The following is a 13,571-nucleotide window of genomic DNA, read 5'->3' on the forward strand; positions in this document are numbered from 1 at the left end:
GCCTCACACTCAACCCTGGTTGCTGCGCAGTCTCCGCGTGCGGAAGCTGCCCAGGCCCATGTCGGCGATCACTTTGAACAGCACGAGCAGCACGCTTTCATCGGGTTTGGGGTCTTTGCCCTTGCCCATTCGATGTAACTGACGGGAGAACCAGGAGACTTCCATCATGGCCATCTCGTCGATCATCTTGATGCCGGTTTTGCGTGGCGTGACCCGGCTGATGAGCCCGTCCTGGCCGGCAAGAATACGGTTGGGCAGATCGGGCTCTACTGCCAGCGGGCGAGCGATGCCGACGATGTCGGTGGCGCCGCTTTCTACGGCTTCGGCCATGGCTTTGGCGGAGCGGAAGCCACCGGTGACCATCAGAGGAATGGAAACCCGTTTACGGATTTCGTTGGCGTAATCAAGGAAGTAGGCTTCGCGGGCTACGGTGCTTTCACGGACCCCTTTGGCGCCGGCCATGGCCGGGTTTTCATAGTTGCCGCCTGAAATCTCCAGCAGATCCAGGCCTTCTTCTGCAAGGGTTTGCGCCACCGTCATGGATTCGTCTTCGGTGAAGCCGCCGCGTTGGAAATCGGCGGAGTTCAGTTTGATGCTGACAGGGTAGTCGTCGCCGACGGCCTTGCGAATGGCCCGGTAAATTTCCAGCGGGAAGCGCATCCGGTTTTCCAGTGGGCCGCCCCACTGGTCAGTACGCTGGTTATGGTGGCCGGAGAGAAACTGGCTGACCAGATAGCCGTGTGCTCCGTGAATCTGGACCCCGGTAAAGCCAGCTTTTTTGGCGATGGCGGCGCTGGTGGCGAAGCGTTTAATGATGTCGCGGATCTCTGCTTCGGTGAGCGCACGGGGGGTTTTGAAGGCGCTTTTCAGTTCTTTTCCGAACGGTACGGCGGAGGGCGCGAGGGTATCGCCACTGGCGAGCATGCGGGGGATCTGTTTGCCCGGGTGGTTCAGCTGTACCCAGATTTCATTGCCGTTGCGTTTGCCGGCCTCAGCCCAGCGTTTAAGCAGGGGCAGATCCTGCTCGCTTTCCAGCACGACATTGTTGGGCTCGCCGGTGTGATTGCGGTCGATCATGATGTTGCCGGTGATCAACAGCCCGGTGCCGCCGTCTGACCAGCGACCATACAGTGTCTCAAGCGCCGGGGTGACATGATTATCGATGGTGCCGAGGGCTTCGCTCATGGCGGATTTGCCGAACCGGTTGGGAATGGCCGTGCCGCAGGGCAGGGCGAGCGATGTTTTCAGGGTATCCGCGTGGCTCACAGTGGTCCTCCTGTGCCCGGTCTGGGCGATTACTGTATAGTTCGATGTTGCTCAAACTATATTTTGGTTCGATAATCGTCAAACTGTTTTGTTGGGGAGGATGGGTTTTGGCACAGACTGACACGGTCTCCGAGGCGCAGCTGGTCGCTGCCTTTCGGGCTCTGGCCAATCCAAACCGTCTGCGAATCTATCAGCAGGTGCTTGCCCATTGCAGGGAAAAGGGGCAGGCGGATTTGCAGGAGGTTTCTGCGGGTTGCGCGTTCGGCGATTTCATGAAACGGCTGAATATCGGCAAGCCTACGGTGTCGCATCATGTCAAAGAGCTGGTGGAAGCCGGCTTGATCCGGGTCGAGCAGGTAGGGCGTCGCCGTTTCTGTTTGCCGGACATTGCCATGCAGTCGCGGCTGGGGGATTTTTTCCATGTCTGAGTGGTTGTGGATGCCCGCCAGCGACTGGGCTCTTTATGGATGTGGCCTGTTTTTCCTTACCGGTTTGCTGACCGGGGTATGGAAGTATTGGCAGGTAAGCCAGAGTGAAAAGGCGCGTGCCCACTATTATGTGGATGTGGCTCACCGGGCCAGCCTGATGTATGCCTTTGCTTGTCTGGTGCTGGAGCGGTTTGCCCTGCTGAGTGTGTGGAGTGACCGCACCAATACCCTGGCGGTATTGGCCAGCATGCTGTTCTTTGCCTTGGCGGTTGGAAGTTACATCCTGCACGGGATGCTTCGGGATACGCGCAACCAGCTGCAGCGTCCCCACCAATTCGGCAAGGGCACGTTGGCCCCCGTGATGATGACAACCTTCATGGTGGCATTGATAGTTGCCGAGGTTGGCGGCTTTCTGGTGTTGTTCACGGGCGTGCTGATGCGCTGATGAGCCATTCCCGGTTTCATCAGGATGAAAACCGGGACGTTGAGCAGGGCTGCGTGTCAGGTACAGTAGCGGCCGTATTGACTGAGGGCCTTGCTGCTGTGCGGGTCCACAACATCGACCCAAACCTGCATGGAATCCTGATTGCGATTGTTCTGCAGGTTGCTGAAGTCACCGGCAATAAAGCTGCCGCTGAGGGTGTCGCCTTCCCTGGGCGTTGTGCCGTCCAGTTGTTTCACCAGTACCATGCCGCGACTGGAGTTGAGCAGCATGTATTCACAGCTCTGGCTGAGAATTACGGTGGCCTGTTGCTGGTCTGCCATCACCGGTGTGCTAAACGCCATGCCAAACACGATGGCGGCGCCGGCGAGAGGCATCTTGAATGCTGACATAGTGTGCCCTTCCTTGTTGTTGTTACCACTACGATACTGACTGTACTGCGAACAGGCGGTCCGTCCTGTTGTGTCATGGCAGTAAAGCTGTAACCCGTATGTAGTGATTTTTTAATGCTCCATCGGTCCGGATGGTGGCACAGGTGATGGCAAGTCAACATCATCGTTAGGTCTGTTTCTTTTCTAGGGATTAAGTGTGAACGCTTGTCATGGTCATAGGAGTAAAATCCATGTGCCGGCGGTGATGCCGGTGGCCCTTTCAAGGAGGGGCTGGGTGGCGAATGAGGTGTCGGCGGGGGGGGAGAGAATGCGGTGGTATATGATGCCGGCGGTGCTGGTGGCGATGGTTTTGGTATCAATCGCCAATGCCGCGGCACCACAGGCTGATGAATTTATTGGCAATATTGAACAAGGTCGGACGGGGTCGACTTTGGAGAAAGGGAATGTGGTAGTGGTGCCCATTCCCATGTCCAACCCCACATTGGGCTCGGGTCTGCAGTTGGCTGGCCTCTATCTGCATCCGTCGCGGGGGGACGGAAAAGGCCCGAATCCCACGACCGGGATTGGCGGCATATACACGGATTCCGACAGCTGGGTTGCCGGGATTTTTCACCAGGATTATCTCTTTGAGGACCGTTTGAGGGTGTCCGCGGTGGCCGGTGCCGGCTCCTTGAAGCTGGAATACTATGGCTTTGGCGGGGAAGGGGCGTTTGCGGATCGTCCCTTGGATTACACGCTGGATATGTCAATTGGCTATTTCAGGGCATTGTGGCGCTTGCCCGGGACCGAGCACTGGTTTGCTGGTCCAGCCTTGCTCTATTCACAAGGCCGTGTGGAAATGAACTTTCCACAGTTTGAACCCGTTTTGCCTGCGGTAGGCAAAGACATTGCCATGGGAGCCGGCGGTTTGGTTCTCAGCTACGACTCCAGGGACAACAACTACTATCCCCGTCGAGGCGCTAATTTCTCCGCATCGTGGTTCGACTTTTCAGATACCTTTGGCAGTGATTTTGACTACGGCAAGACACGGTTGTCCTACAGTCAGTACTGGTCTGTCAGTGAAAAACTGGTGCTGGCTGTCAATGGTGAGTCGGAACGCGGCAGTGGTGCGGTGCCATTTTTCAGTCAGTCCGCCGTCACGGTGCGAGGGTATAACCGCGGCCGTTATATGGATGATGTGGCCATGACCGTCCACCTGGAGGGGCGCTACAAGTTTCATCCGCGCTGGATGTGGCTGGGATTCTATGATCATGGCTGGATCAGTGAGGCCGCGGACGAGTTGCTTTCGGGGGAGAGCGCCCACAGTACTGGGACCGGACTTCACTGGCAGACTACCCGGGACAAGCCTCTGCATCTGGGGCTGGATGTGGCGTTCACTGCGGATAATGACACGGTGTTCTTCATTCAGCTGGGTGAGCGCTTCTGACCTGCGTGGAGGGTATGTAAAATTGTCGACAATGGCTGTCTGTGGCCGGCCTTTTTGCTAGCATTGCGCTTTGCGTCTTTCGCCTCCCCGTCGGGAGCGGAGGGTGTTTGCTGATCTGTGGCCCACAAGGCCGATATCGTTTTGCGCTGCGCCCTGGCTATCGTCACGGCTGCGGTGTGTCCTTAACGGAGGGGACCATGAAGACTATTCATAAACACCGCCTGAAGGTGTCCAATGATGTGCAGGAGATCCGCCTGCCCGAAGAAGGCAAAGTGCTGCGGGTAGATTATATCCTGCAGGATGCAGCAATCTGTATGTGGGTGGAAGTGGATGCTGATACGGTTATTGATACTCCCAAAGAAGTCCGTAGCTTCAAGGTATTCAATACCGGTTCCGGGATTCCAGACAACGCCAGCTATCTGGGTACCACCATTGACCACATGAAAGCCCAGGCTTATCACGTCTACGAATTGAAGGCCTGATCGCGGTCGGGCTGTACCTGCAGCCCTCGTCATCGGCGGCGCAAAACGCTAAACTGCGCCGTTTTCACGCGGGTTCAACCGTCAGCTGGTTGCCCCCGCGTTTCGCTGACCAGAAGAGAGCCGTAATGGAAGTCAATCCGCTGCGTACCCACCTTTCTGACCTGTCTGAGCGTGTCGACGCGCTTAGGGGGTATCTTTGACTACGCTCACAAGAGCGAACGTCTGATCGAAGTCGAGCGCGAGCTCGAAAATCCGGATGTCTGGAATGACCCCGCCTATGCCCAGGGGCTGGGCAAGGAACGGGCCCAGCTGGAAGGCGTGGTCAAGACCATCGATGAAGCAACCCAGGGTATTGAAGATGCCGCAGGGTTACTTGATCTGGTGGTTGAAGAGGGCGATGAAGACAGCTTGCCGGAAGTGGAAAGCGAGCTGGAGCGGCTTGAGAAGATGGTGGGCGATCTGGAATTCCGCCGCATGTTCTCCGGAGAAATGGACGGTTGTTTCGCCTATCTGGATATTCAGGCCGGTTCCGGAGGCACCGAGGCGCAGGACTGGGCCGAAATGATGCTGCGGATGTACCTGCGCTGGGGCGAGGCTCACGGTTTCAAAACCGAGCTGGTAGAAGCATCGGCCGGCGATGTGGCGGGGATAAAATCCGCTACCATCCGCTTTGAAGGCGAGTATGCCTATGGCTGGTTGCGCACTGAAACCGGTGTGCACCGGCTGGTGCGCAAGAGTCCGTTTGACTCCGGTGGTCGCCGCCATACGTCTTTCAGTTCGGTATTTGTTTCCCCGGAAGTGGACGACGATATCGACATTGAGATTGATACCGGTAACCTCCGGGTAGATACCTACCGCGCCTCCGGTGCCGGTGGTCAGCACGTTAACCGTACCGATTCCGCAGTGCGATTGACCTATCTGTTCAAGGACGACGGTGGCACCGAGCATACCGTGGTGACCCAGTGCCAGAGCGAACGAAGCCAGCACCAGAATAAGGACAAGGCCATGAAAATGTTGCAGGCCAAGGTCTACGAGCTGGAGATGCAGCGACGTAACGCGGAGAAGCAGGCATTGGAAAACAGCAAGGCGGATATTGGCTGGGGCAGCCAGATTCGCTCCTACGTGCTGGATGATGCGCGTATCAAGGATTTGCGCACCGGTGTCGAGAACCGCAATACCCAGGCGGTTTTGGACGGCGCGCTGGACCCCTTTATTGAAGCCTCCCTGAAAGCGGGATTGTAGTCGGGCGGTCTGGCGTCGGAGCGCTGACGCCGGGCATTTAAGACAGGTTTTGGATTTGCGAACGACGTCAGATGTCTGGCGTCCGAGCCTTGTAAGGTATGCACATGGCAGACGAACAGAACACTCCTAACGAAGCGGCAGAAGAGAATCGCCTGATTGCCGAGCGGCGCGCCAAGCTGAGTGAATTGCGTGAGGCAGGCAATGCCTTCCCGAACCATTTTCGCCGTGATGCTCTCGCGGCTGAGCTGCAGGCGGAATATGGCGAGCTGAGCAAGGAAGAGCTGGAAGAGAAGGGGATTCAGGTGGCTATTGCGGGCCGCCTGATGCTGGATCGCAAGGCATTCAAGGTGTTGCAGGACATGTCCGGCCGGATCCAGATTTATGCCAGCAAGGATGTCCAGAAAGACACCAAACACTGGGATCTTGGCGATATTGTCGGCGTCAGAGGAACCCTGTGCAAATCAGGCAAGGGCGACCTGTATGTGATGATGGATGAGTATCTTCTGCTCACCAAATCGCTGCGCCCGCTACCGGAAAAACATAAAGGCCTGACCGATACGGAGGCCCGTTACCGCCAGCGTTATGTAGACCTGATCGTTAACGAAGACAGCCGCCGTACGTTCCAGATCCGCTCAAAAATTGTCGCGGGTATTCGCAATTTCCTGGTCAACAAGGATTTCGTAGAAGCCGAAACACCGATGCTTCAGGTGATCCCGGGTGGAGCGACGGCACGCCCGTTTATCACTCACCACAACAGTCTGGACCTGGACATGTACCTGCGTATCGCGCCGGAACTGTACCTCAAGCGACTGGTGGTGGGCGGTTTTGAAAAGGTCTTCGAGGTGAACCGCAACTTCCGTAACGAAGGGCTGTCTACCCGGCATAACCCGGAGTTCACCATGCTGGAGTTTTATCAGGCCTATGGTGATTACCACGACCTGATGAACCTGACGGAAGAAATGCTCCGCACCCTGGCCCAGGATGTACTGGGCACCACCGACATTCCCTACCAGGGGGATGTGTATGACTTTGGTAAACCTTTTGCCCGGATTACGGTATTCGATTCCATTTTGCACTTTAATCCTGAGATTGATGCGGCAAAACTGGCTGACCTGGAGGGCGCCCGTGAAATCGCCACCGGTCTGGGAATTCCGTTGAAGGATGGCTACGGACTCGGCAAGGTACAGATCGAGATTTTTGAAAAGACGGTAGAGCACCGCCTGAAGGATCCAACCTTTATTACCGAGTACCCTACCGAGGTGTCGCCGCTGGCTCGCCGGATGGACGATAACCCCTTCGTGACCGAGCGTTTTGAGTTCTTCGTGGGCGGCCGTGAGATCGCCAATGGTTTCTCTGAGTTGAATGATGCCGAAGATCAGGCAGAGCGTTTCCGTCAGCAGGTAGCAGAGAAAGATGCTGGTGATGACGAAGCCATGTTCTATGATGAGGACTATGTGGTAGCCCTGGAGCATGGCCTGCCGCCAACCGCCGGTGAAGGGATTGGTATTGACCGGCTGGTAATGTTGTTTACGGACTCGCCTTCCATCCGGGATGTGATTCTGTTCCCGCACATGCGGCCTCAGGCGCGTTAAGCACCTGGCTGTTGGGGCACGGATTGTGCCCCCTATTCGCGTTGTGCGGACGTTGGGAGAGCGACACATGACATCACTGTCGTGATGTTTGGGGCTAATAACAAAGGCTGACTGTGTCCATGAGTAGTGTAATCCAATATCAGGGTAGAAAAGCCCGTCGTGCCGGCAGCGAACAGCGCCGCCAGGCCATTCTTGAAGCGGCACTGACCATTATTGTTCAGGACGGCATCCGCGCAGTGCGTCATCGTGCCGTGGCCCGTGAAGCTGAGGTGCCGCTCTCGGCGACCACCTATTACTTCAAGGATATTTCCGACCTTATTGCTGATACTTTCACGCTGTTTGCCGAACGGGCACTCAAGGAAGTGATCGAGCCCTTCAAGGAGCAGGCCTTTGCGCTGCTGTCACAATTTTCCAGGGAAAGTCTTTCCAATCCGGAAGATCGTTCGCGACTGGTGACGTTAACGTCACAGATGATGGCGGCGTTTATTGTGGATGAGCTCACGAACCGTCGTGATCATCTTGTCGCAGAGCAGGCGTTCTTGCAGGAAGCGGTGCTGGACAGCCGACTGCGTGATTTGGCTGATTTATACCTCCGCCAGCAATTGGAAGGCCTGATCATTGCCGCTGAGCGATTTGGCAGCGATCAGCCCAAGCTGGATGCGGAGCTGATCCTTTCCACCATGGTGACGCTGGAGCAGCGATTACTGGTACACCCTGAGCGCACCTCGCAAGAGTTTGTCGAGTCGCGGATTCACAACCTTTTGAATAAATTGGTTCCTCATGGTTGATGCTGCCTCTGTTCCGTTGGAGCCAGGCTGGGCACAGCATTTGGGACAAGAATTTCAGCGTCCCTATATGGGCGAGTTACGCCAGTTTCTGGCAGCGGAAAAACAGGCGGGTAAAACAATTTATCCACCGGGGCAGGATATCTTTAATGCCTTTAACCTGACTCCGTTTGAACGGGTGAAGGTGGTGATACTTGGCCAAGACCCTTACCACGGCCCGCATCAGGCACATGGCCTGAGCTTCTCTGTACAGAACGGCGTCAAAACGCCTCCTTCGCTGGTGAATATCTACAAGGAAATTCAACGGGATCTGGGCCATGTGCCGCCGGCCCATGGCAATCTGACTCATTGGGCCGAGCAGGGTGTGCTGCTGCTGAATGCGGTGTTGACGGTTGAGGCCGGTCAGGCGGCATCCCACCAGAAGCGTGGCTGGGAAACCTTCACCGACCAGGCCGTGGAGCATCTGAATCTTCATCGTGAAGGCCTGGTGTTTCTGTTGTGGGGTAGCCATGCCCAGAAGAAGGGGCGATTGATTGACCGCGACAAGCACTGCGTGCTCACTGCGCCACACCCTTCTCCGTTGTCTGCGCACCGGGGCTTTCTGGGGTGTGGGCATTTCTCCCGTGCCAACCAGTACCTGCTTCAGCAGGGGCTGACGCCAATTGATTGGGCGGTGAGTGAGGAAGGTTAAGCCTTGCGAACCTTACCGGAAATGATCGCCCCGAGAGCGTGATGACTGTGCGGACTTGGCGGGAGATGTGGATGTCTCCTGACTCGCGCAGTGAATCATTATTCATCTAATTGTCCCTTTGGAGTTGTTGTGTCTGATTGCGTGCTGTTTTCCGAACTGCCTACGGCCAGTGGTCATGTGATTGCGCGGGCCACACTGAATTCCCCGAAATCACTGAACGCGCTGAGCCTGGACATGATTCGCCTGCTGGATCAGCAGTTGGATGAATGGGAGCAGCGTGAGGATATTGTGGCGCTCTGGCTGGACGGGGCAGGGGGCAAGGCATTCTGTGCCGGGGGCGACATCGTGCAGATGCATCAGTCGATGGTGAAGCATGCCGGCGAGAGCCGTAACCCTGTGATCGAGGAGTATTTCGCAGCGGAATACGCGCTCGATTATCGCTTGCATACCAGCCGGATCCCGGTGGTGGTGTTTGGCGGTGGCATCGTCATGGGCGGCGGCATGGGGTTGATGCAGGGCGCCGATTTCCGTCTCGTTACCCCGGCTTCTCGCATGGCCATGCCGGAGATCACCATCGGGCTGTTCCCGGATGTGGGCGGCAGCTGGTTCCTCAATCGTTTGCCGGGCAAGGCGGGGTTGTTCCTTGGGTTGACCGGGGTGCACATCAATGGGCGTGAGGCGGTGGAAGTGGGCATGGCCGACCGTATGGTCGACGATGATGCCGATGCCCTGCTGACGGCTCTGGGCCAACAGACGTTTGCGGGTGATGCCCGCGATAATCATGCGGTGCTGTACCGTTTCTTCCGCGAGCAGCAGGTCGACATGTCCGGGATGCCTCATCCCCTGATGGATCATATGGCGCAGATCAATCGGTTGTGCGACGGTGAAAGTCTGACGGTGGTGGTTGAGCAACTGCTGGGCGAGAAGGATCGGGATGCCTGGTTGGACAAGGCGCTGCGCAATCTCGAAAAAGGCTGTCCGCAGACCGCGCATCTGGTGTGGGAGCAGCTGGCTCGCTCTACGTATTTCTCACTGGCGGAGGTATTCCGCATGGAGTGGTGTCTGGCGGTACAGTGTGCGCTGCACGGTGATTTCCGCGAGGGCGTGCGTGCCTTGCTGATCGACAAAGATGGCAAGCCGGCTTTCCGTCATCGTCAGGTCGCTGACGTGCCGAGAGCCTATATTGATGGCTTCTTCGAATGCCCGGCGCCAAAGCACCCGTTGGCAAGTCTGGGTAATTAATTCATCAGACCTGAACCAAACAGGCCGCTCCCGAACCGGGTGTGGCCTGTTTGCGTTGGGGTGCCTGAAAAGGTGTTCTGGATGCCTGGCGCTGTGCGGTCAGTCCTTCCAGGGCAGGGAGTAGGGCAATGCTGCCAGTCGGCTGTCCAGTGGCTGTTCGTCTTTGAACAGGGTGCCGTCGGTATCGCGGCGCAGCACGACCAGGGCACTGTAACCGTGAGGGGCGCTGGCGCTACTGACCACTTCGCCTGCGGCTTTGCCGTCGGCATCGCGTAGTACGTCGCCGGCCTCAAGAGGCCGGTTTGCACTGTAGTCGATCCGTTGCATGCGCTGTTTGAGTTTGCCCTTGAAATGCATCCGGGCGACGACTTCCTGGCCGGTGTAGCAGCCTTTTTTGAAGTTGACCCCGCCGGTGACATCGTAATTCAGCACCTGTGGCAGGAACAGGTCTTCCGCGCCGGGGTAGATTTGCCCTTCGCCGGCTTCGATATCGGCCAGCTTCCAGCCGTTGGCCGTGGTGATGGCGCGCTCGGCCGACAGGGCTGCCCATGCGCTGTCCGCTTGTGCGGACGGGGTGATGACCAGGGCATGCTCGCTGTGTGGATAGCGTAGCCATAGCCCGTGCTCGGTGGGCTGGCATTGCCCGGGAGCGGGACTCGTGCCCGGTAGTGCGCCGGCAAGGCCAAATACCACGCAATCCTGGTCAACAGAGAATTCGACTTTGGCGCGCAGGCGGTACTTCATCAGCGCCTTGATGACCGCGTCCTGCTGCCCGGTGGGGCAGAGCATCAGGTAGTCCTCGCCGTCGCGCACAATGCGAACACTGACCAGCCCGCGACCTTTCAGGCTCAGGTGCATGCCGGTCAGGTGTGCGCCCTGATCCACCTCGCGCAGGTCGCAGGACAGCTGCCCCTGGAGATAGTGGCCGGCTTCCTCGCCGGAGGCGCGAATCACGGCCAGATGATCACAGAGACTCAGATACGGGGATTCGGCATGGTCTGCCAAGGATCTTGCGGCAATAACGTCGGACCAGCTCATGGGACTCCTCTGAAACGGGCTGACATTCAGCGTGACATTCACCGCCCATGATACCTGAATCCTGGTCGTTAGCGTGGGTCGTCGGCATAACAATTTGGTGGGTTGATGGTGTGCTTTGGGAGCTGTCTGGGCGCGGTGGCGCTGGAGTCCCGGTTTCATGTGCTGGATAATGCGCCCACGGTTTGGACCACTCTGTTATCAGGAAGCCCTTAATGAGCAACGAGGATCTTAAACGCAAGTACCGTTGGCAGTGCCGTCGTGGCGCGTCAGAGGTCGAGGTGGTGCTGTATGCCTACCTGGATGACCACTTCGACAGCGAGTCGGCTGAGCATCAGGCCTGGTTCCCGCGACTGCTGGACTGCCAGGATGCAGACATGTTCGAGTGGTTTACCTATCGCAGTGAACCGGCCGATCAGGAACTGCGGGACTATGTCCGCCATGTCCTTGCCCTTGTCTCCTTACGCAAGGATTGAGCTGTCGGCTTCCCGCTATCCGGCGAGACTCAAGTGGGTGGCGATGGCGGTGACTTCGATTCCGATTCTGTTGAGCTCATTGCCTTGGTGGGTATCCGGGGCATTGTTAGCAAGCTTGCCGCTGCTGTTGCAGCGCTGGTGCCCCATGGAAGTGCGTGCACTGGCGATGCAGGATGGCGCGCTGTGGGTGAGCAACCACCGGAAAGTGCAGCAACAATTGGAGCGACCGGGCAGGGTGTTGAGGCTGGGCCCCTGGCTGGCGTTGCAAACTCCCAGGGGCTGGTGGCACCTGTTCGAGGATCAGGCGCCTCTTGAGCAGCTTCAGCCCTACTATCAATGGCTCTGGCTGAATCGCCAGCGCTGAGGTTGCTGTGTTTTCTTGCCGCCGGCGTGAGCGACTTTCAGCGCCTGCTAAAACGTGCCCGGGGTGAGGACGGTGTCTTTCGGGTTGTCCACGCTGTCGGGGAAATCGCGCATGAAGTGCAGGCCGCGGCTTTCCTTTCGGGACATGGCAGAGCGGATGATCAGCTCTGCGATAACCACCAGATTGCGCAGTTCCAGCAGGTCGTTGCTGATGTGGTAGTTGCTGTAGTACTCCCCGATTTCTTTCTTCAGCAATTCCGCACGGTGCAATGCCCGCTCCAGGCGCTTTTCGGTACGCACAATCCCCACGTAATCCCACATGAACCGGCGCAGCTCGTCCCAGTTATGGCTGATGACTACGTCTTCGTCGGAATCGGTTACCTGTGATTCATCCCATTCGGCGTCGTCGCGGGGTTCGGGTAGCTCGGCGAGATGCCGGGCGATGTTGTCGGCTGCTGCCTTGCCGTAGACAAAGCATTCCAGTAGCGAGTTACTGGCCATGCGGTTGGCGCCGTGCAGGCCGGTAAAGCTGGTTTCGCCGATGGCATAGAGCCCTGGCACGTCGGTTTCGCCATGTTCGTTGATGACCACGCCGCCGCAGGTGTAATGGGCGGCGGGGACCACCGGGATAGGGTCACGGGTGATGTCCAGGCCCAGTTGCAGGCACTTGGCGTAGACCGTGGGAAAATGTTCGATAATGAAGTCGGCGGGTTTGTGGCTGATGTCCAGGTACAGGCAGTCAGCCCCCAGGCGTTTCATTTCATGGTCAATGGCCCGGGCGACCACATCTCGGGGGGCCAGTTCACCGCGTTCATCGAAGCGGTGCATAAAGCGTTCGCCATTGGGCAGCAGTAAATGGCCACCTTCCCCGCGGATCGCTTCGGTGATCAGGAAGCTTTTGGCTTTGGGGTGATAAAGACAGGTGGGATGAAACTGCATGAACTCCATGTTGGCCACACGGCAGCCCGCACGCCAGGCCATGGCAATACCATCCCCTGTCGCCACATCCGGATTGGAGGTGTACAGGTACACCTTGGAGGCGCCGCCGGTAGCCAGCACAACAGAGCGCGCCAGCACCACATCGGTTTCACCGGTGCGGATATTGTGGATGTAGGCCCCGCAGCAGCGTCGCTGGCCGTGATGTTCCTGAAGGATCAAGTCCACCGCCACGCGATGTTCAAACAGGGTGACGTTCTGTTTCTGCTTTACCTGGCCGATCAGGGTGCTGGAAATGGCCTTGCCGGTGGCGTCAGCTGCATGAATGATGCGGCGGTGACTGTGGCCCCCTTCACGGGTCAGGTGGTAAGGCAGCGTGCCATCGTCTCCCCCTTCAAAGCGGGTGAAATCCACGCCCAGATCAATCAGCCAGCGAATCGCGTCTGGCCCGTTTTCCACGGTGAAGCGCACGGCTTCATCCCGGCACAGGCCCGCTCCGGCCACATGGGTGTCGGCCACATGGCTTTCCAGTGAGTCCTGCTGATCCAGCACGGCTGCGACCCCGCCCTGGGCGTAGTAGGTGCTGGCGCTGGTGAGCTCTCCCTTGGAGAGCAGGGCAACCTGACACTCATCGGGCAAACGCAGTGCCGTGGTCAGCCCGGCGGCGCCGGAGCCAATGATGAGTACATCGTGTCGGTAGGTGGCCATGAACCGATCCTGTCTGTGGCGTGAACGGCGCCAGTATAGCGGTGATTTCCGCTCCGGCTAAATGA

15 protein-coding genes are annotated in these 13,571 nt (G+C 57.8%); 11 read left to right on the forward strand and 4 right to left on the reverse strand.

Annotated features, from left to right (window positions below; translation table 11 throughout):
- Positions 1–9 precede the first annotated feature (9 nt).
- Complete coding sequence (locus tag D4A39_RS01625; protein WP_119917376.1) at positions 10–1,266, reverse strand: NADH:flavin oxidoreductase/NADH oxidase family protein; 1,257 nt, start codon at positions 1,264–1,266, stop codon at positions 10–12.
- 107 nt (positions 1,267–1,373) lie between these two features.
- Between D4A39_RS01625 and D4A39_RS01630 the strand changes: the two genes are divergently transcribed.
- Positions 1,374–1,694, forward strand: a complete 321-nt coding sequence (locus D4A39_RS01630) for an ArsR/SmtB family transcription factor (protein WP_233552380.1) — start codon at positions 1,374–1,376, stop codon at positions 1,692–1,694.
- Entirely contained in the window at positions 1,687–2,139 is a 453-nt protein-coding gene (locus tag D4A39_RS01635; RefSeq protein WP_233552381.1) for a hypothetical protein, read from the forward strand. Before D4A39_RS01630 ends, D4A39_RS01635 begins: the two co-directional genes overlap by 8 nt.
- A 56-nt stretch (positions 2,140–2,195) precedes the next feature.
- On the opposite strand, the gene D4A39_RS01640 is transcribed toward D4A39_RS01635, so the two are convergent.
- The gene (locus tag D4A39_RS01640) at positions 2,196–2,528 is read right to left on the reverse strand and encodes a hypothetical protein (protein ID WP_022984481.1); all 333 of its coding nucleotides are present in this window, start codon (positions 2,526–2,528) and stop codon (positions 2,196–2,198) included.
- Positions 2,529–2,835: 307 nt separating this feature from the next.
- On the opposite strand from D4A39_RS01640, the gene D4A39_RS18150 reads away from it, so the two are divergent.
- The 7 genes from D4A39_RS18150 (at position 2,836) to D4A39_RS01675 (ending at position 9,988) form a co-directional block, all read left to right on the forward strand.
- Entirely contained in the window at positions 2,836–3,954 is a 1,119-nt protein-coding gene (locus D4A39_RS18150; RefSeq protein WP_158586909.1) for a BamA/TamA family outer membrane protein, read from the forward strand.
- Positions 3,955–4,151: 197 nt separating this feature from the next.
- Positions 4,152–4,436 carry a DUF7352 domain-containing protein gene (locus tag D4A39_RS01650; RefSeq protein WP_022984483.1) on the forward strand — a complete coding sequence of 95 codons (285 nt, stop codon included), beginning with the start codon at positions 4,152–4,154 and terminating at the stop codon, positions 4,434–4,436.
- 125 nt (positions 4,437–4,561) lie between these two features.
- A protein-coding gene (prfB, locus tag D4A39_RS01655; RefSeq protein ID WP_119917379.1) for a peptide chain release factor 2 occupies positions 4,562–5,678 on the forward strand; the annotation gives its coding sequence in 2 pieces (ribosomal slippage) (positions 4,562–4,633 and positions 4,635–5,678; 1,116 coding nt in all).
- 104 nt (positions 5,679–5,782) lie between these two features.
- Positions 5,783–7,270 (forward strand): lysine--tRNA ligase, encoded by a 1,488-nt coding sequence (gene lysS, locus D4A39_RS01660; RefSeq protein WP_022984485.1) that lies wholly within the window; start codon positions 5,783–5,785, stop codon positions 7,268–7,270.
- A 119-nt stretch (positions 7,271–7,389) separates the two neighbouring features.
- Positions 7,390–8,058 carry a TetR/AcrR family transcriptional regulator gene (locus D4A39_RS01665; protein ID WP_022984486.1) on the forward strand — a complete coding sequence of 223 codons (669 nt, stop codon included), beginning with the start codon at positions 7,390–7,392 and terminating at the stop codon, positions 8,056–8,058.
- Positions 8,051–8,746, forward strand: a complete 696-nt coding sequence (ung, locus tag D4A39_RS01670; protein ID WP_022984487.1) for a uracil-DNA glycosylase — start codon at positions 8,051–8,053, stop codon at positions 8,744–8,746. The genes D4A39_RS01665 and ung overlap by 8 nt, the downstream gene beginning before the upstream one ends.
- 129 nt (positions 8,747–8,875) lie before the next feature.
- Positions 8,876–9,988 carry an enoyl-CoA hydratase/isomerase family protein gene (locus D4A39_RS01675; protein WP_233552382.1) on the forward strand — a complete coding sequence of 371 codons (1,113 nt, stop codon included), beginning with the start codon at positions 8,876–8,878 and terminating at the stop codon, positions 9,986–9,988.
- Positions 9,989–10,087: 99 nt separating this feature from the next.
- Here the strand turns inward: D4A39_RS01675 and ygfZ are convergent, their stop codons facing one another.
- Positions 10,088–11,026, reverse strand: a complete 939-nt coding sequence (gene ygfZ, locus D4A39_RS01680; RefSeq protein ID WP_022984489.1) for a CAF17-like 4Fe-4S cluster assembly/insertion protein YgfZ — start codon at positions 11,024–11,026, stop codon at positions 10,088–10,090.
- A gap of 212 nt (positions 11,027–11,238) precedes the next feature.
- Here ygfZ and D4A39_RS01685 point away from each other — a divergent pair, with 212 nt between their 5' ends.
- Together D4A39_RS01685 and D4A39_RS17610 are read left to right on the forward strand one after the other, a co-directional pair.
- The gene (locus tag D4A39_RS01685; protein ID WP_022984490.1) at positions 11,239–11,499 is read left to right on the forward strand and encodes an FAD assembly factor SdhE; all 261 of its coding nucleotides are present in this window, start codon (positions 11,239–11,241) and stop codon (positions 11,497–11,499) included.
- Entirely contained in the window at positions 11,456–11,863 is a 408-nt protein-coding gene (locus tag D4A39_RS17610) for a hypothetical protein (protein WP_147393872.1), read from the forward strand. Before D4A39_RS01685 ends, D4A39_RS17610 begins: the two co-directional genes overlap by 44 nt.
- A 47-nt stretch (positions 11,864–11,910) precedes the next feature.
- On the opposite strand, the gene nadB is transcribed toward D4A39_RS17610, so the two are convergent.
- Entirely contained in the window at positions 11,911–13,506 is a 1,596-nt protein-coding gene (gene nadB, locus D4A39_RS01695) for an L-aspartate oxidase (RefSeq protein WP_119917381.1), read from the reverse strand.
- Between the last annotated feature and the right edge of the window lie 65 nt (positions 13,507–13,571).

It is taken from the genome of Alcanivorax profundi, from assembly GCF_003597125.1.
GTDB classification, from domain to species: Bacteria; Pseudomonadota; Gammaproteobacteria; order Pseudomonadales; family Alcanivoracaceae; genus Alcanivorax; species Alcanivorax profundi.

Coding starts and splice junctions, on each gene's coding strand:
- D4A39_RS01635 (WP_233552381.1), top strand. CDS start 1,687: ATGTCTGAGTGGTTGTGGATGCCCGCCAGCGACTGGGCTCTTTATGGA.
- D4A39_RS01665 (WP_022984486.1), top strand. CDS start 7,390: ATGAGTAGTGTAATCCAATATCAGGGTAGAAAAGCCCGTCGTGCCGGC.
- ung (WP_022984487.1), top strand. CDS start 8,051: ATGGTTGATGCTGCCTCTGTTCCGTTGGAGCCAGGCTGGGCACAGCAT.
- D4A39_RS01640 (WP_022984481.1), bottom strand. CDS start 2,528: ATGTCAGCATTCAAGATGCCTCTCGCCGGCGCCGCCATCGTGTTTGGC.
- D4A39_RS01650 (WP_022984483.1), top strand. CDS start 4,152: ATGAAGACTATTCATAAACACCGCCTGAAGGTGTCCAATGATGTGCAG.
- D4A39_RS18150 (WP_158586909.1), top strand. CDS start 2,836: ATGCGGTGGTATATGATGCCGGCGGTGCTGGTGGCGATGGTTTTGGTA.
- lysS (WP_022984485.1), top strand. CDS start 5,783: ATGGCAGACGAACAGAACACTCCTAACGAAGCGGCAGAAGAGAATCGC.
- ygfZ (WP_022984489.1), bottom strand. CDS start 11,026: ATGAGCTGGTCCGACGTTATTGCCGCAAGATCCTTGGCAGACCATGCC.
- D4A39_RS01685 (WP_022984490.1), top strand. CDS start 11,239: ATGAGCAACGAGGATCTTAAACGCAAGTACCGTTGGCAGTGCCGTCGT.
- nadB (WP_119917381.1), bottom strand. CDS start 13,506: ATGGCCACCTACCGACACGATGTACTCATCATTGGCTCCGGCGCCGCC.
- D4A39_RS17610 (WP_147393872.1), top strand. CDS start 11,456: ATGTCCGCCATGTCCTTGCCCTTGTCTCCTTACGCAAGGATTGAGCTG.